The 18,813-nt window shown below is 68.5% G+C and carries 16 protein-coding genes and 2 tRNA genes; 17 read left to right on the top strand and 1 reads right to left on the bottom strand.

Annotated elements, in window-relative coordinates; translation table 11 throughout:
- Positions 1 to 32 precede the first annotated feature (32 nt).
- The 14 genes from recO (at position 33) to JWP54_RS12385 (ending at position 15,695) form a co-directional block, all read left to right on the top strand.
- Complete coding sequence (recO, locus tag JWP54_RS12450; RefSeq protein WP_297372545.1) at positions 33 to 755, top strand: DNA repair protein RecO; 723 nt, start codon at positions 33 to 35, stop codon at positions 753 to 755.
- Entirely contained in the window at positions 752 to 1,576 is an 825-nt protein-coding gene (locus JWP54_RS12445; protein WP_297372543.1) for an isoprenyl transferase, read from the top strand. Before recO ends, JWP54_RS12445 begins: the two co-directional genes overlap by 4 nt.
- A 50-nt stretch (positions 1,577 to 1,626) precedes the next feature.
- Complete coding sequence (locus JWP54_RS12440) at positions 1,627 to 2,301, top strand: DsbA family oxidoreductase (protein WP_297372540.1); 675 nt, start codon at positions 1,627 to 1,629, stop codon at positions 2,299 to 2,301.
- Between the two features lie 207 nt (positions 2,302 to 2,508).
- Positions 2,509 to 3,687, top strand: coding sequence for a tRNA dihydrouridine synthase DusB (dusB, locus tag JWP54_RS12435; RefSeq protein WP_297372539.1), 1,179 nt, complete (start codon positions 2,509 to 2,511; stop codon positions 3,685 to 3,687).
- Positions 3,680 to 5,002 (top strand): deoxyguanosinetriphosphate triphosphohydrolase, encoded by a 1,323-nt coding sequence (locus tag JWP54_RS12430; protein ID WP_297372538.1) that lies wholly within the window; start codon positions 3,680 to 3,682, stop codon positions 5,000 to 5,002. Before dusB ends, JWP54_RS12430 begins: the two co-directional genes overlap by 8 nt.
- 13 nt (positions 5,003 to 5,015) lie before the next feature.
- The gene (dnaG, locus tag JWP54_RS12425; RefSeq protein WP_297372537.1) at positions 5,016 to 6,872 is read left to right on the top strand and encodes a DNA primase; all 1,857 of its coding nucleotides are present in this window, start codon (positions 5,016 to 5,018) and stop codon (positions 6,870 to 6,872) included.
- A gap of 182 nt (positions 6,873 to 7,054) precedes the next feature.
- Complete coding sequence (locus JWP54_RS12420) at positions 7,055 to 8,689, top strand: ABC transporter substrate-binding protein (protein WP_297372536.1); 1,635 nt, start codon at positions 7,055 to 7,057, stop codon at positions 8,687 to 8,689.
- A gap of 105 nt (positions 8,690 to 8,794) precedes the next feature.
- Entirely contained in the window at positions 8,795 to 9,889 is a 1,095-nt protein-coding gene (locus tag JWP54_RS12415; protein ID WP_297372534.1) for an ABC transporter permease, read from the top strand.
- A gap of 2 nt (positions 9,890 to 9,891) precedes the next feature.
- A complete protein-coding gene (locus JWP54_RS12410) occupies positions 9,892 to 10,980 on the top strand; it encodes an ABC transporter permease (protein ID WP_297372533.1) in 1,089 nt (362 codons plus the stop codon).
- Positions 10,977 to 12,683 carry an ABC transporter ATP-binding protein gene (locus JWP54_RS12405; RefSeq protein ID WP_297372531.1) on the top strand — a complete coding sequence of 569 codons (1,707 nt, stop codon included), beginning with the start codon at positions 10,977 to 10,979 and terminating at the stop codon, positions 12,681 to 12,683. The genes JWP54_RS12410 and JWP54_RS12405 overlap by 4 nt, the downstream gene beginning before the upstream one ends.
- A gap of 5 nt (positions 12,684 to 12,688) precedes the next feature.
- On the top strand, positions 12,689 to 13,570 hold the full coding sequence (locus JWP54_RS12400; RefSeq protein ID WP_297372529.1) for an ATP-binding cassette domain-containing protein: 882 nt from the start codon (positions 12,689 to 12,691) through the stop codon (positions 13,568 to 13,570).
- A gap of 3 nt (positions 13,571 to 13,573) precedes the next feature.
- Complete coding sequence (locus JWP54_RS12395) at positions 13,574 to 14,581, top strand: NAD(P)-dependent oxidoreductase (RefSeq protein ID WP_297372527.1); 1,008 nt, start codon at positions 13,574 to 13,576, stop codon at positions 14,579 to 14,581.
- Between the two features lie 83 nt (positions 14,582 to 14,664).
- Positions 14,665 to 14,737: transfer RNA gene (locus JWP54_RS12390), tRNA-Asn, on the top strand.
- Between the two features lie 82 nt (positions 14,738 to 14,819).
- Positions 14,820 to 15,695 carry an ATP-binding protein gene (locus JWP54_RS12385; RefSeq protein ID WP_297372525.1) on the top strand — a complete coding sequence of 292 codons (876 nt, stop codon included), beginning with the start codon at positions 14,820 to 14,822 and terminating at the stop codon, positions 15,693 to 15,695.
- A gap of 18 nt (positions 15,696 to 15,713) precedes the next feature.
- On the opposite strand, the gene def is transcribed toward JWP54_RS12385, so the two are convergent.
- The gene (gene def, locus JWP54_RS12380) at positions 15,714 to 16,280 is read right to left on the bottom strand and encodes a peptide deformylase (RefSeq protein ID WP_297372523.1); all 567 of its coding nucleotides are present in this window, start codon (positions 16,278 to 16,280) and stop codon (positions 15,714 to 15,716) included.
- Positions 16,281 to 16,319: 39 nt separating this feature from the next.
- Between def and JWP54_RS12375 the strand changes: the two genes are divergently transcribed.
- The 3 genes from JWP54_RS12375 to JWP54_RS12365 all read left to right on the top strand — a co-directional run bounded on the left by JWP54_RS12375 (position 16,320) and on the right by JWP54_RS12365 (position 18,787).
- Positions 16,320 to 17,234 carry a DMT family transporter gene (locus JWP54_RS12375; RefSeq protein ID WP_297372521.1) on the top strand — a complete coding sequence of 305 codons (915 nt, stop codon included), beginning with the start codon at positions 16,320 to 16,322 and terminating at the stop codon, positions 17,232 to 17,234.
- A gap of 232 nt (positions 17,235 to 17,466) precedes the next feature.
- Complete coding sequence (locus JWP54_RS12370) at positions 17,467 to 18,678, top strand: glycosyltransferase (protein ID WP_297372591.1); 1,212 nt, start codon at positions 17,467 to 17,469, stop codon at positions 18,676 to 18,678.
- Positions 18,679 to 18,713: 35 nt separating this feature from the next.
- A tRNA-Ile gene (locus JWP54_RS12365) sits at positions 18,714 to 18,787 on the top strand.
- The last annotated feature ends 26 nt before the right edge of the window (positions 18,788 to 18,813 follow it).

The raw sequence follows: 18,813 nt of genomic DNA, 5'->3' as shown, positions 1-18,813 counted from the left end.
GGCATCCGCTCCCGGAAGTGGGAGAATTGACCGTGCCCGTTTATCGTGATGAAGCCGTCGTGCTGCGCACCCACAAGCTGGGTGAGGCAGACCGCATCATCACGCTGCTCACGCGGCAGCACGGCAAGGTCCGCGCCGTGGCCAAGGGTGTGCGGCGCACCGCGTCCAAGTTCGGGGCCAGGCTCGAGCCGTTCATGGTCGTCGACGTGCAGCTCTACCAGGGCCGCAGCCTCGACATCGTCAACCAGGCCGAATCCATTGCGTCCTACGGGGCGCAGATCACCGCGGACTACGGCAGCTACACAGCGGCCAGCGCCATGGTGGAGACCGCCGACAAGCTCACCGAGTCCGAGGGATCGCTGCCGCAGTACCTGCTGCTGGTCGGTGCGCTCCGGTCGCTGTCGCGCGGCGAACACGGCTCCGGCGCCACCCTGGATTCCTACCTGTTGCGCTCCCTGTCGATGGCCGGCTGGGCGCCCAGCTTTTCCGATTGCGCCCGCTGCGGCGCCCCAGGACCGCACTCCGCCTTCGTGGCGCAGGTCGGCGGTGTCGTCTGCGACAACTGCGCTCCTCCAGGCTCGCCCCGCCTCGACCCGGCCACCATCGGCCTGCTCAGTGCCCTGCTCACCGGCGACTGGGCGTACACCGCCCAGGCTGCCACCACCACCCAGGCGCAGGCCACCGGGGTCGTCGCCGCGTACACGCAGTGGCACCTGGGCCGCGGCCTTCGATCACTGGAGCACGTGCGCCCATGACGCCGAACCCCTTCCGGTCCGCCCCGGCACCCTTCACCCACAAGGACGCCGTCCCGGTCAAACCTCTCGACTGGACCGGCCTGTACCCACCGGACCTGCCCGCCAGGGTGGTCCCCGAGCACGTCGCCGTCGTCATGGACGGTAACGGCCGCTGGGCCAACGCCCGCGGCCTCTCCCGGGTCGAGGGCCACAAGGCCGGCGAAGCGGCCCTGCTCGACGTGGTGGCCGGCGCCATCCAGATCGGCGTCAAGCACCTGAGCGTCTACGCGTTCTCCACCGAGAACTGGAAGCGCTCACCCGACGAGGTGCGGTTCCTGATGGGGTTCAACCGCGACGTGCTGCACCGCCGCCGCGACCAGCTCAACGACTGGGGCGTGCGGGTGCGCTGGGCCGGGCGGAAGCCCCGGCTGTGGGCCTCCGTGATTAATGAACTGCAGTTCGCCGAGAAGCTCACCGCGGGCAACGACGTGCTCACCCTCACCATGTGCGTGAACTACGGCGGCCGCACCGAGATCGCGGATGCCGTGCGCGCGCTGGCCGAGGACGTCGCCGCCGGCCGGTTGAAGCCGTCCGGGATCACCGAGAAGTCGATCCAACGACAGCTGTACACCGCGGCGCTGCCCGACGTCGACCTGTTCGTGCGGAGCTCCGGCGAGCAGCGCACCAGCAACTTCCTGCTCTGGCAGAGCGCCTACGCCGAGATGGTGTTCCTCGACACCCTCTGGCCCGACTTCTCCCGCGTCGACCTCTGGCACGCTATCGAGCTGTACGCCGCCCGCAACCGCCGCTACGGCGGCGCCGTGGATGCGCCCACCGCCTGACCGGAGCCACGCTGGGAATAACTGGAGGGGCCGCTCGGGTTAGCCCTCCTGTGAGCGAATCCATCAAAGTAGACATCTGGTCAGACGTGCAGTGCCCCTGGTGCTACATCGGCAAGCGCAAATTCGAGGCCGGCGTGGCCGCCTACGGCGCCGACGTCGAGGTGGAGTACCACTCGTTCGAACTCGCGCCGGACACCCCGGTCGACTTTGCCGGCAGCCCCATTGACTACCTCAGCGAGCGCAAGGGCATCCCGGTCCCGCAGGTGCTCGAAATGCTCGAGCGCGTCACCGGCATCGCCGAGAGCGTCGGCCTGCACTATGACTACGACGCTGTGCACCAGACGAACACCATCAAGGCGCATGAACTGCTGCACTACGCCAAGGCCCACGGCCGGCAGCTCGATATGAAGGAAAGTCTGCTCAAGGCCTACTTCGTCGACGGCGGCCACGTCGGCCGGATCGACGACCTCGCCGACCTTGCGGCCGGAATCGGCCTGGACCGCGCCGACGTGGTGCGTTCCCTCACCGAGAACGAGCATCTCGCCGCCGTCAAGGCCGACGTCGCCCAGGCCGCCGAGTACGGCATCCAGGGGGTGCCCTTCTTCGTGATCGACGGAAAATACGGCATCTCCGGCGCACAGGACCCTGATACTTTTGCGGGAGCGCTGCGCCAGGTCCAGAGCGAACGAGCAGCAACCGCCATTCCAGAGGAGACCAACGCATGAGCGAGAACACCGACAGCACCGTAATCCAGACGCCGGCAGCGCTCCGCCCCATCATCCAGCTGCTCGAGCAGCCGGAGGCCGGCGGCTGCTGCGGCGCCGGTTCCTGCGGCATCTAGCCGCCCCACCCCAGGCACCCGGCCGCGCGGTTGTCCACCGGCGGCCGGGCGTGGCGCGCGCGCCCAGCCAGGTCTGGGAGAATTGCAGGAGATGAACACTTTCACTTCTCCGACACAGACGGTGTCGACAGCTCCGATGTCCCCGCTGAAGATCGGCGACATCGAACTCGACGTGCCCGTGGTCCTGGCCCCCATGGCCGGCATCACCAACACCGCGTTCCGCCGGCTCTGCCGCGAATACGGTGCCGGCCTGTATGTCAGCGAGATGATCACCTCACGGGCCCTCGTCGAGCGCACCACCGAATCGATGCGGCTGATCACGCATCACGAGAGCGAGAAGACCCGCTCCATCCAGCTGTACGGCGTCGACCCGAAGACGGTTTCTGAGGCCGTGACGATGCTCGTCGCCGAGGACCGCGCCGACCACATCGATCTCAACTTCGGCTGCCCGGTGCCCAAGGTCACCCGTAAGGGCGGGGGAGCGGCGCTGCCCTGGAAGATCACCCTCTTCCGCGAGATCGTGGAGGCCGCCGTCACGGCGGCCGGCGCCATCCCGCTGACCGTCAAGATGCGCAAGGGCATCGACGCCGACCACCTCACCTACCTCGAGGCCGGCCGGGTCGCCGAGGGAGCCGGCGTCGCGGCGATCGCGCTGCACGCCCGCACCGCCGCTGACTACTACTCCGGTCACGCCGACTGGTCGGCCATCGAAACCCTGAAGAACACCATCTCCGGTGTGCCGGTGCTCGGCAACGGTGACATCTGGAGCGCCGCCGACGCGCTGCGAATGGTCGAGGAGACCGGCTGCGACGGCGTCGTCGTCGGCCGAGGCTGCCTCGGCCGGCCGTGGCTGTTCGGCGACCTGGCCGCCGCGTTCCGCGGTGAATTGGTCAAGGCCGAACCCACCCTTGGCCAGGTCGCGGATGCGTTCCGCCGGCACGCCGAGCTGCTCAGCGAGTTCTTCGACAGCGAGGAGCGTGCCTGCCGCGACGTGCGCAAGCACGTGGCCTGGTACTTCAAGGGCTATCCGGTCGGCGGCGACCTGCGCGCCAGCCTGGCGTCCGTGGTCTCGCTCGCGCAGCTCGACGACCTGCTGGCCACGCTCGACCCCGACCAGCCGTACCCGGGCATCGGCGCAGAGGGGCAGCGTGGCCGGGCCGGCAGTCCGAAGAAGACGTCGCTGCCGGAATTCTGGCTCGACTCGCGCGACATCGCCGGCGCCGAGCGCAGCAACCTGACCGAGGGAGAAGGGGACACCAGCGGTGGTTAACCAGACCGGCTATAGCACCCACGCCGAGGCCCGGTTCCGGCCTGAGGAGCACGATTCCAGCCGCAGCGACTTCGCCCGCGACCGGGCCAGGCTGCTGCACTCCAGCGCCCTGCGCCGCCTCGCCGCGAAGACCCAGGTGCTCAGCCCCGCCGCCGGGCTGGACTTTGCCCGCAACCGCCTCACGCACTCCCTCGAGGTCGCCCAAATCGGCCGGGAGCTGGCCCTCCGCCTGGCCCTTGACCCCGACATCGTCGACACGGCCTGCCTGGCGCACGACATCGGCCATCCGCCGTTCGGCCACAACGGCGAAAAGGCCCTGAACACCTGGGCCGCCGGCATCGGCGGCTTCGAGGGCAACGCCCAGACCCTGCGCCTGCTCTGCCGCCTCGAGCCCAAGGTGTTCGGCGACCGCGGCGAAAGCTATGGGCTGAACCTCACCCGCGCCAGCCTTGACGCCAGCTGTAAGTACCCGTGGGCGGCCGACTCCTCGGTCGCCGACCCCAGCGGCCGGGCCAAGTTCGGCTTCTACGAGGACGACCGGGCGGCGTTCGAGTGGTTGCGCGACGGCGCGCCGCCCCGCCGACTCTGCGTGGAAGCGCAGGTGATGGACCTCTCCGACGACATCGCCTACTCCGTGCACGACTTCGAGGACGCCGTCGTGAGCGGCTACCTCGACGTGGAACTGCTCAGCAGCCGCAGCGAACACAGCGCCCTGGTCGCCTCCATGTACGAATGGACCGGCGGCCAGTTCAGTCACGACGAGCTCATCGCCGCGTTCGACCGGCTCGATTCCCTGGACGTCTGGCTGCACGGCTGGACCGCCGGCCGGCGCGACCAGGGCCGGTTGAAGAACCTGACCAGCCAGCTCATCGGCCGGTTCAGTGGTGCGGCGGTGGCCGCCACCAAGGCGGCCTACCCCGACCGGCACCTGATCCGCTTCAACGCCCACGTGGTGGTGCCGCGGGAGGTGCAGGCCGAGATCGGCGTGCTCAAGGGCATCGTCGCCGCGTTCGTGATGTCCACCCACGTTCGCCAGCCTCTCTACGTGGAACAACGCGAGACCCTCACCTACCTGGCCGACACCCTCCTGGCGACGGGCGACGAACACCTGGACCCCGGCTTCCGCGAGGACTGGGCGGCCGCCGACGACGACGCGGCCCGCAAACGCGTGATCGTCGACCAGGTGGCCAGCCTTACCGACCAGAGCGCCATCGCCCTGCAGCGGCGGCTGCACCTGTCGCGGTCGTACCAGCCGACGACGCCGCAGCCGACGACGCCGCGCGAACCCGCCGTGATCAGCCCGGCGGTCGAGTAACTATGGTTGAAGCATGGCAGGACTGATTCGGCAGGGCGACATCGAAGAGGTCAAGGCCCGCACCAACATCGCCGACATCATCAGCGACTACGTCAGCCTCAAGGCGGCCGGTGTCGGCTCGATGAAGGGCCTGTGTCCTTTCCACGACGAGCGCAGCCCCAGCTTCCACGTGCGCCCGCAGGTCGGCTTCTACCACTGCTTCGGCTGTGGCGAGAGCGGCGACGTCTACTCCTTCCTGCAGAAGATGGATCACGTCAGCTTCTCCGAGGCCGTCGAACGCCTCGCCGGCCGGGCTGGTTTCGAACTGCACTACGAGGACGGCGGCAACGCGCCCGATCACGGCAACCGGGCCAGGCTGCTGGCGGCGAACCAGGCCGCGGCCGAGTTCTTCAGCGAACAGCTCGGCAGCCCCGGCGCGCAGGTCGGCCGGAACTTCCTGGGCGAACGCGGTTTCGACTCGCAGGCCGCCGAACGTTTCGGCATCGGTTTCGCACCGAAGAGCTGGGACGAACTCACCAAGCACCTGCGCGGCCGCGGCTTCAGCACCGAAGAACTCACCCTCTCCGGTCTGGTCTCGGCGGGGGACCGGGGCATCTACGACAGGTTCCGTGGTCGGCTGGTGTGGCCCATCCGGGACATCACCGGGCAGACGATCGGCTTCGGCGCCCGCAAGCTGCTCGAGGACGACAAGGGGCCCAAATACCTCAACACGCCGGAGACGCCGGTGTACCACAAGGCGCAGGTGCTCTACGGCCTGGACCTGGCCAAACGGGACATCTCTCGCAACCACCAGGTTGTCGTGGTCGAGGGGTACACCGACGTGATGGCCTGCCACCTGGCGGGCGTCACCACGGCCGTCGCCACCTGCGGCACCTCCTTCGGCGTGGACCACATCAAGGTGCTGCGCCGGGTGCTCGGCGACGACAGCGGCGTCGGTGAGGTCGTCTTCACCTTCGACCCGGATGCCGCCGGCCAGAAGGCCGCCGTGCGCGCCTTCGCCGAGGAACAACGCTTCTCCGCCCAGACCTTCGTGGCCGTCGCCCCCGAGGGGCTCGACCCGTGTGACCTGCGGCTGCACCGCGGCGACGACGCCGTCCGCCGGCTCATCGAAGCCAAGAAGCCCATGTTCGAGTTCATGATCCGGCAGCTGCTGGCCCAGTACAACCTCGACACCGTCGAAGGCCGGGTCTCCGCACTGCGCGCCGCCGCGCCGATCGTCAGCGACATCCGGGACCCGTCGATGCGGCCCGGCTACGTGCACGAGCTCTCGCGCATGCTCGGCGTCGACATGGGCGAGGTCTCCAGAGCCGTCAGCCAGGCGCAGTCCCGCTCCCGCACCGCGCCCGCCACCCCGGCCCGCCGGGCGGGCGAGCCGGAGCCCGCGGCGAGGGAGCACCTCTTCGCCCTCGTTGACCTGCCGGCCGACCCGGTGACCCGCATCGAGCGGGACGCACTGATGGCGATGCTGCAGCATCCCACCCAGGTGGGCATCGAGCTGGTCCAGCGGGCGGTGCAGACCTCGATGAGCAACACGTCCCTGGCCGTGGTCCGCGACGCGCTGGCCGCAGCCTTGCCGCACGCCGCCGCGCCGGACTGGCTCGCCAGGGTCGTCGCGGAGACCCCGGCGCCGCTGGCGAATCTGGTCACCGAACTTGCCATGGCGCCGCTGCCCGAACGCGCTGAGCGGGAGGTCACCCGGTACGTGCGTGACATCACCACGGTTCTGATCGAGAAAGACCTGCTGCGCCAGAAGGCCGAACTGCTCGGTCGCCTGCAGCGGGCGGATGCGACCGATCGCGAGGTCTACGTCGCCATCCAGCGCGAACTCGTCCGGGTGGAAGCCGAGCGCCGGAACCTGCGCGAATCTTGACGGAACCCGGGGCTTTTCTGCCCGAACCATATATTGCGGCTGTATTAAGATGCTTCATCCAGTTGCCGTTGAACGCGCACTGTGTGCTAATTCTTGGAATACAGCAACGCATTCCTGCGCCTGAGCGCAGTTGCGTGTGACAGACCCAGACGCAATCACCCTTGAGGAAGAGGCATTCGACTATGGCTTTTGTATCCACCAGGCGCGGCCGCTACATCGGCGTCACCGCCGGTCTCGCCGCCGCGGCACTCGTACTCGCCGGCTGCTCCAGCTCCGGTGGCGAGACCACCGACGGCGGTGCCGCGGCCCTGACCATCGGCACCACCGACAAGGTCACCACCCTCGACCCGGCCGGCTCCTACGACAACGGCTCCTTCGCCGTTCAGAACCAGGTCTTCCCGTTCCTCATGAACACCCCGTACGGCAGCCCGGATGTCGAGCCCGACATCGCTGTGTCCGCCGAATACACCACGCCGACCCAGTACACGGTCACGCTCAAGCCGGGCCTGGTCTGGGCCAACGGCAACGAGCTCACCTCCTCGGACGTGAAGTTCAGCTTCGACCGTCAGCTGGCCATCGCCGCTGACAACGGTCCCTCTTCGCTGCTCTACAACCTCGAGAGCGTCGACGCACCGGACGACACCACCGTGGTGTTCAACCTGCTGGCCCCGGACGACCAGATCTTCCCGCAGATCCTGTCCAGCCCCGCCGGGCCGATCGTCGACGAAGACTCCTTCTCCGCGACCGAACTGACCGCCGACGACGAGATCGTCGACGCCAACGCCTTCGCAGGCCAGTACGTCATCACCAGCTACGACTTCAACAACCTGATCGGCTACAAGGCCAACCCGGACTACGAGGGCCTCCTGGGCGCCGCGAAGACCGACGTCGTGAACGTGAAGTACTACGCCGACTCGTCCAACCTCAAGCTCGACGTGCAGGAAGGCAACATCGACGTAGCGTTCCGCAGCCTGTCCGCGACCGACGTCGAAGACCTCCGCGGCAACGATGACGTCAAGGTCGTCGACGGACCCGGTGGCGAGATCCGCTACATCACCTTCAACTTCGACACCCAGCCGTTCGGCGCCAAGACGGCTGAGGCCGACGCCGGCAAGGCCCTCGCCGTGCGCCAGGCCGTAGCCGACCTCGTCGACCGTGACGAAATCGCCGACCAGGTCTACAAGGGCACCTACACGCCGCTGTACTCCTACGTCCCCGCCGGACTGACCGGCGCCACCGAGTCCCTCATGGGCCTCTACGGCGACGGTGCGGGCGCTCCCGACGCCGACAAGGCCGAAGCGACCCTCACGGCCGCCGGCATCACCGAGAAGGTCGGCCTGAACCTGCAGTACAGCAACGACCACTACGGCCCCTCGTCGGGCGACGAGTACGCGCTCGTCAAGGACCAGCTCGAGGCATCCGGCCTGTTCACCGTCAACCTACAGACGACGGAATGGGTGCAGTACTCGAAGGACCGCTCGAGCGACGTCTACCCGGCGTACCAGCTCGGCTGGTTCCCGGACTACTCCGACGCCGACAACTACCTGACGCCGTTCTTCCTCACCGAGAACTTCCTCAAGAACCACTACGTGGACCCCGAAGTCAACGACCTGATCCTCCAGCAGGCTGTGACCGTCGATCCCGACGCCCGCACCGCGCTGATCGAGGAGATTCAGGACAAGGTCGCAACCCAGCTGTCGACCGTGCCGCTGCTCCAGGGCGCGCAGGTCGCCGTGACCGGAACCACCGTGACAGGGGCAACCGACACGCTCGACGCGTCGTTCAAGTTCCGTTACGCCGCTCTCGCCAAGGGCTAGGCAGCCCGGGCAGGCTCAGTGAACAACGGGGGCGTTCGGCGCGATTTCTCGCTGGACGCTCCCGTTTCTTTTTTTTGCACGGCACCGTGCATGAGTGAGGTAGGAATGACGACTGTAGCGACAACGCCGAGGCCGAGTACGGCCGGGCCGGCACAGAAGAAAAAGAAGAGCGCCCGTGGCGGCGGCCTCGGCCGTTACATCGTGGTGCGCTTCCTGCTCATCATCCCCACGATCTTCATCCTGGTCTCCATGGTCTTCTGGCTCATGCGCACCACGGGTGACCCGATCACGGCCGCCCTCGGCGGCCGGCTCACGCCCGACCAGCTCGCCGAGCGCATCTCCGCCGCCGGCTACGACCGGCCGATCCTGATCCAGTACGTCGAATACCTCGGCCGGATCTTCACCGGCAACTTCGGCACCACCATCAGCACGAACCGGCCCGTCTCCGAGGTGCTGCTCACCTACGGCGCCGCCACCGCCGAACTAGCCTTCTACTCCCTGCTGGTCGCGTTCATCGTCGGCATCCCGCTGGGCATGGTCGCCGCCTACTGGCGGGACAAGGCCCCGGATGCGTTCCTGCGCATCTTCGCCATCCTCTGCTACGCCACCCCGGTGTTCTTCGCCGGCCTGCTGTTCAAACTGGTCTTCGCCGTCTGGCTGAAGGTCCTGCCCGTCGCCGGCCGCGCGACCACGGGGTCGGAGCTGCAGATGCAACTGCTGCCGGGCAAGACCGGGTTCTACACCATCGACGCGATCCAGACCGGCAACACCGCCGTGCTCACCGACGTGCTCTCCCACGCCGTGCTTCCCGCCCTGGCCCTCGGCCTCCTCACCGCCGGGGTGTTCCTGCGCCTGGTGCGCACCAACGTCATCGGCACCTTGGGCACCGACTACGTCGACGCCGCCCGCTCCCGCGGCGTGAGCGAATTCCGCCTGGTGCAGAAGCACGCCTACCGCCCGGCGCTGATCCCCATCATCACGGTGATCGGCCTGCAGATCGCACTGCTGCTCGGCGGTGCGGTGCTCACGGAGACCACCTTCGAATGGAAGGGGCTGGGCTTCATGCTCTCTGAGTTCCTCCAGGCCCGCGACTTCGTGGCCGTGCAGGGCATCGTGGCCCTCCTGGCCGTGATCGTCGCCCTCACCAACTTCATCGTGGACATCATCGCCGCGATCATCGACCCGAGAGTGCGGTACTGATCATGGGTGCGACCGACACCACGACCCTCCGGCCCACCAGACGATCGATCCTGGCCCGGCTTCCCCTCGTGCACCAGGTCCGGCAGAGCATGGGCCTGCAGCGCGGGATGCTCGTGGCCGGCCTCGTCATCACGGCCCTGTTCGTGCTCACCGCGATCCTGGCGCCGCTGCTCGCGCCGTACGGCTACAGCCAGCTCCGCGACACCGCCGGTGCCTTCGGCGCCCAGCAGGCGCCGGGCGGGGCCCATCTGCTGGGAACCACGGTCGGAGGCTACGACGTGCTGTCCCGAGTGCTCTGGGGCGCCCAGACGGCGCTGTTCGTCATCGTCGTCGCCGTGGTGCTCTCTCTGTTCGCCGGCGTGCTCCTCGGCCTGCTCTCCGGCTACTTCGGCGGCTGGCTCGACCGGGTGCTCGTCGTGATGTGCGACGCGGTCTACGCGTTCCCGTCGCTGCTGCTGGCGATCGTCATGTCCATCGTGATCTCGGGCGGTAAATCTGACCTCGTCGGCGGAGTGATGGCCGCGGCCATCTCGATCACCGTGGTGTTCATCCCGCAGTACTTCCGCGTGATCCGCGCCGAGACCGTGCGCATCAAGGCGGAGGCTTACGTGGAGTCCGCCCGGGTGCTGGGCGCCAGCAACGGCCGGATCATGTTCCGGCACGTCCTGCGCAACGCCACCCGCACGCTGCCGCTGATCTTCACACTGAACTCCTCCGAGGCCATCCTCACCCTCGCCGGTCTCGGCTTCCTCGGCTTCGGCATCGAACCGACCGCCGCGTCCGAGTGGGGTTACGACCTCAACAAGGCCCTGTCCGACGTCACCAGCGGCATCTGGTGGACCTCGTTGTTCCCGGGCCTCGCGATCGTGCTGGTGGTGATGGGCATCACCCTGGTGGGCGAGAGCCTCAACGACCTGGCCGACCCGCGGCTCCGCGGCCGCCGCGCCGTCGGAGCCACCTCCGGCCTCGTTGCCGAGACGTCCGTGGTCCCCGGCGGCACCCTGACCGCCGGACCGGTCGGCCTGGCCGGACTCGAGATCGCCGCCCACCCACCCCTGCACCCCGGCGACGACAGCGAGGCCAACCGATGAGTGACACCCGAAACCGCGAAACCGTGCTCAGCATCAACGACCTCGGCGTGTCCTTCTCCACCGACGCGGGAGCCGTGCGCGCCGTGGACGGCGTCACCCTCAGCGTCCGCCGCGGCGAGGTCCTCGCCATCGTCGGGGAAAGCGGTAGCGGCAAGACCGTCACCGCGAAGACCATCCTCGGGTTGCTGCCCGAGACCGCCGTCTCCGACGGCGCCGTGATCCTCAGCAGCCGGACCGGGCAGGACTCGAACAACGTCATCGCGCTGAGCCGGAAGCGGCTGCGCCAGGTGCGCGGCACCGACGTGTCCATGGTGTTCCAGGAACCGTCCACCGCCCTCAACCCGGTGTACACCGTCGGCTGGCAGATCATGGAGGGCATCCGTGCGCACGGCGGCGTCAGCCGCGCCGACGCCCGAGCGAAGGCGATCGAGATCCTCGGCCGGGTCGGCATCCCCGACCCCGAGACGCGGATCGACTATTACCCGCACCAGTTCTCCGGCGGTCAGAAGCAGCGCGTGGTGATCGCCATGGCCCTGGTGCTGGAGCCCGGGCTGATCGTCGCCGACGAACCGACCACCGCCCTGGACGTCACCGTGCAGGCCGAGATCCTCGACCTGCTGCGCCGCTGCCGGGACGAATTCGGCGCGGCCATCGTGCTGATCACCCACAACATGGGTGTCGTGGCCGATCTGGCCGACCGGGTCGCCGTGATGTACCAGGGCAAGGTCGTCGAAGAGGCGGATGCGGCCACCCTGTTCACAAATCCGCAGAACGAGTACACCCAGAAGCTGCTTGCCGCCGTGCCGTACGTCGGGCAGGGCGTCGTGCGCGCAGCGGCCCGGGCGGAGGCCCGCACCGGGCAGTGGTCGGCGCAGGCTCCCGTCGTGGTCGCCGACAACCTCCGCATCCAGTACCCCGGCCGCTTCGGCCGGCCTGGGTTCGTGGCCGTGGACGGTGTCAGCTTCGCCATCCGGCCCGGTGAGGTGCTCGGCCTGGTGGGGGAGAGCGGTTCGGGAAAGACCACCATCGGACGGGCCATCGCCGGGCTGACCCGGGTCACCGACGGCTCCCTGTCGGTACTCGGGCACGAGATGAACGGCTTCCGCGAACGCAAGTTCAAGCCGCTGCGCAGCCAGATCGGCTTCGTGTTCCAGGACCCGGCGTCGAGCTTCAACCCGCTGCTCACCATCGCCGAGTGCGTCGCGGAGCCGCTGGTGGTGCACGGCAGGGCCGACAGCGCCCGCGGCGCGCGTGCCAGGGTCGACGAGCTGCTCGAGGCCGTCCAGCTGCCGCGCGCGTTCGGCGACCGGTACCCACACGAGCTCAGCGGCGGTCAACGCCAACGGGCCAGCCTGGCCAGGGCCCTCGCCCTCGAACCGGCGTTGCTGATCGCCGACGAGCCCACCAGCGCACTGGACGTCTCGGTGCAGGCGAGGGTGCTCGAACTGTTCGCCGAACTGCAGCGTGAATTCGGCTTCGCGGCCCTGTTCATCAGCCACGACCTGGCCGTGGTCGACATTCTCGCCGACCGGATCGCGGTGCTCTACCACGGTCACCTCGTGGAAGAGGGCACCGGGGCGGAGGTGCTCGGATCGCCGCGTGATCCGTACACCCGGCGGCTGCTCGCATCGCTGCCGGTGCCCGATCCGGCGGCCCAGGCGCTCCGACGTGAGGAGCTCGCCAAGCTGCGTGCGGCAGAATAGGTGCCATGAGACGCGTCGAACCCGAGCCGTACCCGATCGTCGCGAGCGACCTGACCATTGAATACCCGGCGCACGGGGCCAGCTCGGCGTTCGTCGCGGTGCGGGGCTTCACCCTGACGCTGGGCCACGGCGAGGTCCTCGGCCTGCTCGGTGAGAGCGGCTCCGGCAAGAGCACCCTGGCCAGGGTGCTCTCCGGGGCCGATTCCGGCAGCGGCCACGGCGACGTTCGGGCACAGATCTCGGGCGGCCAGGCGAGCGTCCAGGGCCACCCGCTGCGCCGGATCAGCCGCCGGAAGCTCGCCAGGCTGACCTTCGGGGTGGGGATGCTCAGCCAGAACGCGGCGGTGACGCTGCCAGCCAGCCTCACCGTGGCCGACATCGTCGCCGAACCCGTCCTCGAGCGTGACCGTCGGTACAACCAGGCGGCGCTGGAAACGGCCGTGGCGACGATGGTCGACGCGGTTCGGCTGCCGCTCAGCCTGCTCGGCAAGTACCCGTACGAGCTCAGCAGCGGCCAGCGCCAGCGGGTGGCGCTGGCCAGGGCCCTGGTGTTCGGGCCGTCGCTGCTGATCGCGGACGAGCCGACGGCGGGTGTCGACGCGCTCGTGCGGGGGGACATCATCGACCTGATCGGCGAGCTGCAGCGCGAGCGTGCCTTCTCCGCCCTGCTGATCAGCAACGACCTGGCGGTGCTGCAGCGGGTCGCCGACCGCATCGGGGTGATGCACGAGGGCGTCCTGGTGGGCCTGGGCACCCTCGACGAGGTGTTCGAGAACCCCTGGCACCCCTACGTGGCCGAACTGGCGGCGGCGTTGGCCCTCGGCACCGGCGAGCCGGACGGCCAGAGCGCGCCCGTCGGCACCGTCGACCCGGCACCGGAACCCTGACCGGTGCCGACCGGTCAGCACCGCGCGGTCCTCGCCGACGAACCCGGGCGCGGCACGCACGCCAGGCAGCCGTCGCCGGGGCCCATCGCCATCCTGCCCACCGCATCCGCGTCGGCGTCGCCAGGATTCGCTGAGGCCGTCGAACGTGCCGGGGGAGTGGTGGCCCCGTTGTCCGCGGCCACCCGGGGGATCATCTGGCTGTCCTACGCCGATGCCGACCGGCTCGGCGACGTCCTCGACGAAAACCCGCAGGTCGGCTGGGTGCAGCTGCCCTGGGCGGGCGTCGACGCGTTCAGCGGCGTCCTCGCCCGGCACCGCCGCGACGACCTCCTCGTGACCAGTGCCAAGGGGGCGTACGCGCAGCCTGTGGCCGAGCACGCCCTGGCGCTGCTCCTCGCCTCGATGCGGCTGCTGCCTGAGCGCGCCAGGGCCCGTTCCTGGAATGCCGTACCGGCCGGCGAGTCGCTCTACGGCCGGACCGTGCTGATCGTCGGGGCCGGCGGCATCGCCCGCGAGCTGATCCGGCTGCTCGAGCCGTTCGGAGCCTCCATCGTGGTGGTGCGGCGAAGCGCCGACCCCGTGGCAGGGGCGGTGCGCACGGTCACCGCAGCTCGGCTGGCGGCTGAGCTGCCGCAGGCGGATGCGGTCGTACTGGCCGCCGCGCTCACCGGCGGCACCAGACACCTCCTGGGCGCAGCCGAACTCGCCCTGCTGAAGCCCACCGCGCACCTCGTGAACATCGCCAGGGGAGCGCTGGTCGACACGGAGGCGCTCACGCAGGCCCTGGCCGTCCGGGCACTGGCCTCGGCCGCGCTGGACGTGACCGATCCGGAGCCGCTGCCCGACGGGCATCCGCTGTGGAGCGAGCCCCGGTGCCTGATCACCCCGCACATGGCCGACACGCCCGAGATGACCGCACCCCTGCTCGCCGAGCGAATCCACCTCAATGTGCTCGCTTTGCTGGGAAACGGGCCCTTTGTCGGGGTCGTCGACCCCGCCGCCGGTTACTGAGGACCCCGTCGGATTTGGCAGACGGCAATCTTTTGGTAAAGTAGCAACGCTGTTCCAGCAAGGCACGAACGCTGAGCACGCATTCCTCGATAGCTCAATTGGCAGAGCAGCGCACTGTTAATGCGCAGGTTCTTGGTTCGAGTCCAAGTCGGGGAGCGAAAAGGCCACTAGGGGCTCCACCCCCGGTGGCCTTTTTTGTGCCCGGTATCCTGAACCCGATTTCCCGAAAGGCGCGAGCATGTTCCCTTGGCAGAGTCTCAGCCTGCTCCTGGCGGTCCTCAGCGTCGTCCTGCTGGCTCTGTGGCTCCTGGCCGCCCGCCGCGGCCGCCGCAGCCGGTTCGACCGCTCGGCGGCCCACCGGGTTCGCCTGGACCTTGAGCTCTCCCTCGCCGAGCAGCACGGCCGGCTGGCGATCATCCGCGAACTCCAGGACATCGCCGTGCTCTCCCTCGCGCGCCTGATAACCCGGGCCGAGGGAGCGCGCTACACGGCCCAGAGCGACCCCGCCACGGCCGTGCGAGCCGCCACAGCCCTGGTGGAGGACGGCAGGGTCACACTCGCCGACCTGCGCCGCGTGCTGACCATCGCCAGGGAAGGGGAGTCCCTGGGCGTCGCCGCGCCGGGGCTGCAGTCGGCGCCCAGCCTTTTCGGTGTCATGCGTGACGCCGGCCTCGCGGTGGAGGTCACCGAGTCCGGCGACCGGTTCCCGCTGAAGCCCGGTGCCGAGCTGGCGGTTTACCGGATCCTGCAGAGCTCGCTCGCCAACGCGCTCCAGCACGGCGGCACCGGGACCACCGCCCGGATTTCCATTTCCTGGACGCATGACGGCCTGCAACTGCTCATCGACGACGACGGCATCCGCGCGGCGGCTCGCCGAGAGACGTCGACGGCCGGCGACTTCGCCGCCAGGACCGCCTACACCATCGATGATGACCTCAGGGCGTTGAGCGAGAGCGTCTCAGGGGCGGGCATCACCCAGATGCGCGAACGCGCTGCGCTCTTCGGCGGGATCTTCAAGGCCGGCACGGTTCCCGGGGTGGGATTCTCGGTCTCTGCGGTGTTCCCGTCGTTGCGTTTCCACAACGGCGTGCACGGCGTCGACCTGTCCCGCTGAGGCGTCGTCTCGCGGGGGTCAGCCCTCGAGGTCGTCGACGCCCGGCAACCAGTTCAGGCCGGGCACGCCCCAGCCGCGCTTGCGGCTGATCTTCACGGCGATCTTGGCGTAATGATGCTCGAGCCGGTCCACGTACAGGGTTCCGTCGAGGTGGTCGAACTCGTGCTGGAAGATCCTGGCCAGCCAGCCCTCCGCCTGGATCTCGAACGGCTTCTGGTCCAGGTCGACGGCGCGCAGGATGGCGGAGGAGGCCCGCTGCAGCGGGAAGCGCTCACCGGGAAAGGACAGACAGCCTTCCACGTCTTCGTCCTCGTCGGCCTCGAGAGCGGGAACCGGCGTGATCCACAGCTGAGGGTTGATCGCGACGCCCCTGGTCTGGACGTCGTCGTCGTCCAGGTAGCTGAACGTGAACAGTCGGAGCCCCACTCCCACCTGGGGGCCCGCGAGGCCGACACCCGGGGCGGCATCCATCGTCTCGTACATGTCCCGCACCAGCACCCGCAGGTCGTCGTCGAAGTCGACGACAGCTCTGGCGGGGGAGTGCAGGACGGGATCTCCTGAAATAACTATCGGTCGCACGGCCATTCAGCAAGGGTATCGGCTAAATCTCGGTAGTCTCGTTGGGTGAGCCCCGACCTGACCGACCTGGCTGTGGAGATCGCGATCGATCCGCGCCAGGCAATTGGAATCCCGCTCGCGCTGATCGGGGCGGTGTTCCTCTCGCTTGGCGCACAATTCCAGCACCGCGGGGTGACCAAGGTCGAAGCGTCAACGGTCGAGGTCACCGGCGGCCTGAACACGGGCCAGCTCTTGTTGCTGCTCTCGCGGCCCTCCTGGGTGTTCGGCACCCTGATGCTGGGCCTGGCCATCGCCTTCCAGCTCACCAGCCTGGCCTTCGCGCCCCTCATCGTCGTGCAGCCGCTGGGAGCGGTGGCGCTCGTGATCACCGCCGTCCTGAATGCCAGGGTGAGCCGGGTGAAGATCAACCGGGCATCCGTCATCGCCATAGCGATGTGCGTGGGCGGAGTGGGCCTGTTCGTCACCGTCGCCGCGTTCACCGCCGTCGACAAGCCCGTCACGGACAAGAACCTGGTCACCATCCTCATCGTCCTCGGCGTCGTCCTGTCGGCCTTCGCCGCCGCCTTCGTGATGCTGCGGACCCGGTTCAAGGCGATCTTCTACATCATCGGGGCAGGCGTGCTGTACGGCTTCGTGGCCACCTTGGCCAAAGTGATCATCAACCGCGCCCAGAACGGCAACTTCGAGTGGCTCACCCTGGTCTGCGTTGCCGGCCTGCTGCTCGCGGCGGCCTCCGGCGCCTACTTCGTGCAGAATGCGTACTCGTCCGGCCCGCCGGACCTCGTGATCGCCGGACTGACCGTGATCGACCCGCTGATCGCCGTGGGAATCGGCATTATCGTCCTCGGCGAGGCGTCGCAGGCGCCGGCCTGGGCCGCGGTGCTGTTCGTCCTCGCCGGCGCCGTCGCCATCTGGGGTGTGTTCGTGCTCGCGAAGCACCATCCGCAATCGCAGAGCTGACCTAAGGTTTTCGCCGACCGGCCACGTCTGGGGGCTCCCGCGGCGGTGCCGGTTTAGAATAAGGTGCAACCAGACCTCGACGGCGAGTTCCGTCCACACCCAGACTTCGTGCCGGATGACCATCCCCGGCGCACTTACGTAGGGAAAACGCCACTTGTGCGCTTCATCTGATTTACCGGGCACGTCGTCCGATCGACTCGCCCCGGCAGCGGCGTCGCCGATCCGCGTCCTGATCGCCGCAGACACCTTTGCGCCGGACGTGAACGGTGCGGCCCGGTTCGCAGAGCGGCTCGCGGCCGGCCTGGTCGCCCGTGGGCACGTGGTGCAGATCATGGCGCCGGCGCCCACGCGGAAGCACGGCACCTGGACGGAGGTACACGAGGGTGAGTCTATGACAGTGCATAGGCTGCACAGCTGGCGCTGGCGCCCGCACGACTGGTTGCGTTTCGCTCTGCCCTGGATGGTCCGCCGGCACAGCCGGATCATCCTGGATTCCTTCAAACCCGATGTGGTGCACTTCCAGTCCCACATCGTGGTGGGCCGTGGCGTCGCCATCGAGGCCGAGAAGCGCGGTATCCGCATCGTCGGAACCAACCACTTCATGCCGGAAAACATGCTGCAGTTCTCGCTCGTGCCCAAGGGGTTCCAGGACCAACTGGTCCGTGCGCTCTGGAAAGACGCCGAGCACACCTTCAAGCGCGCGGAAGCCGTCACGACGCCGACCCGCAGGGCAGCGGAGTTCCTCGAGAAGTACACCGGCCTCAGCGGCGTGCAGGCCATCTCGTGCGGCATCGACGCGGACAACTACTCGCCGAACTTCGAACCGCGCACCGAGAACCGGATCCTCTTCGTCGGCCGGGTGACCGGGGAGAAACAGATCGACGTACTTGTACAGGCCGTCGCTCTGCTCGATGCCGGCCTCGACGCCCGGGTGGAGATCGTGGGCGGTGGCGACCAACGGCGCAACCTGGAGCAACTCGTCGACTCGCTCGGCATGAGCGCTCGCTTCACCTTCACCGGGTACGTCACCGACGAAGAACTCCGCAGCGCCTATTCCCGGGCCACCGTGTTCGCGATGCCGTCGATCGCGGAGTTGCAGAGCATCGCGACGATGGAGGCGATGGCGTCCGGGCTCCCGGTCGTCGCCGCGAACGCCATGGCCCTGCCTCATCTGGTGCACGACGGCCGGAACGGCTACCTGTTCGAGCCGGGCAGCGCCCGGGACCTGGCCGAGAAGCTCACCCGCGTGCTCACCCTCGCTCCGGCCGAACTCGAGGCGCTCAAGCGCGAGTCGTTGAAGCTGATCGAGGCACACGACATCAAGCGCACCCTGAACACCTTCGAGCGGCTCTACCGGGGTGAGCGGATCACCAACCAGAACGGCGGGGCTTCGGCGCCGGCCGTCGAGCCGTCCGTGCTGGACGCCACGCCCGCCCACGACTGAGTGTCGCCTCCGCGCCCAGTACGATAGTGGGGCACGGGGTGGTAGCTCAGCTGGTTAGAGCACGCGGCTCATAACCGCACGGTCACGGGTTCAAGTCCCGTCCACCCTACTGATTCGAATCTGCCTGCCTCCCCC

This window comes from Cryobacterium sp. (genome assembly GCF_025463825.1).
Lineage (GTDB): Bacteria > Actinomycetota > Actinomycetes > Actinomycetales > Microbacteriaceae > Cryobacterium.
The sequence above is the reverse complement of the archived record's forward strand: the minus strand, read 5'-3'. Positions and strand labels throughout refer to the sequence as shown.

Excerpts from the sequence above, each read along its gene's own strand:
- JWP54_RS12405 (WP_297372531.1), top strand. The coding sequence starts at position 10,977 with ATGAGTGACACCCGAAACCGCGAAACCGTGCTCAGCATCAACGACCTC.
- def (WP_297372523.1), bottom strand. The coding sequence starts at position 16,280 with ATGGCCGTGCGACCGATAGTTATTTCAGGAGATCCCGTCCTGCACTCC.
- JWP54_RS12445 (WP_297372543.1), top strand. The coding sequence starts at position 752 with ATGACGCCGAACCCCTTCCGGTCCGCCCCGGCACCCTTCACCCACAAG.
- JWP54_RS12420 (WP_297372536.1), top strand. The coding sequence starts at position 7,055 with ATGGCTTTTGTATCCACCAGGCGCGGCCGCTACATCGGCGTCACCGCC.
- dnaG (WP_297372537.1), top strand. The coding sequence starts at position 5,016 with ATGGCAGGACTGATTCGGCAGGGCGACATCGAAGAGGTCAAGGCCCGC.
- JWP54_RS12415 (WP_297372534.1), top strand. The coding sequence starts at position 8,795 with ATGACGACTGTAGCGACAACGCCGAGGCCGAGTACGGCCGGGCCGGCA.
- dusB (WP_297372539.1), top strand. The coding sequence starts at position 2,509 with ATGAACACTTTCACTTCTCCGACACAGACGGTGTCGACAGCTCCGATG.
- JWP54_RS12410 (WP_297372533.1), top strand. The coding sequence starts at position 9,892 with ATGGGTGCGACCGACACCACGACCCTCCGGCCCACCAGACGATCGATC.
- JWP54_RS12385 (WP_297372525.1), top strand. The coding sequence starts at position 14,820 with ATGTTCCCTTGGCAGAGTCTCAGCCTGCTCCTGGCGGTCCTCAGCGTC.
- JWP54_RS12400 (WP_297372529.1), top strand. The coding sequence starts at position 12,689 with ATGAGACGCGTCGAACCCGAGCCGTACCCGATCGTCGCGAGCGACCTG.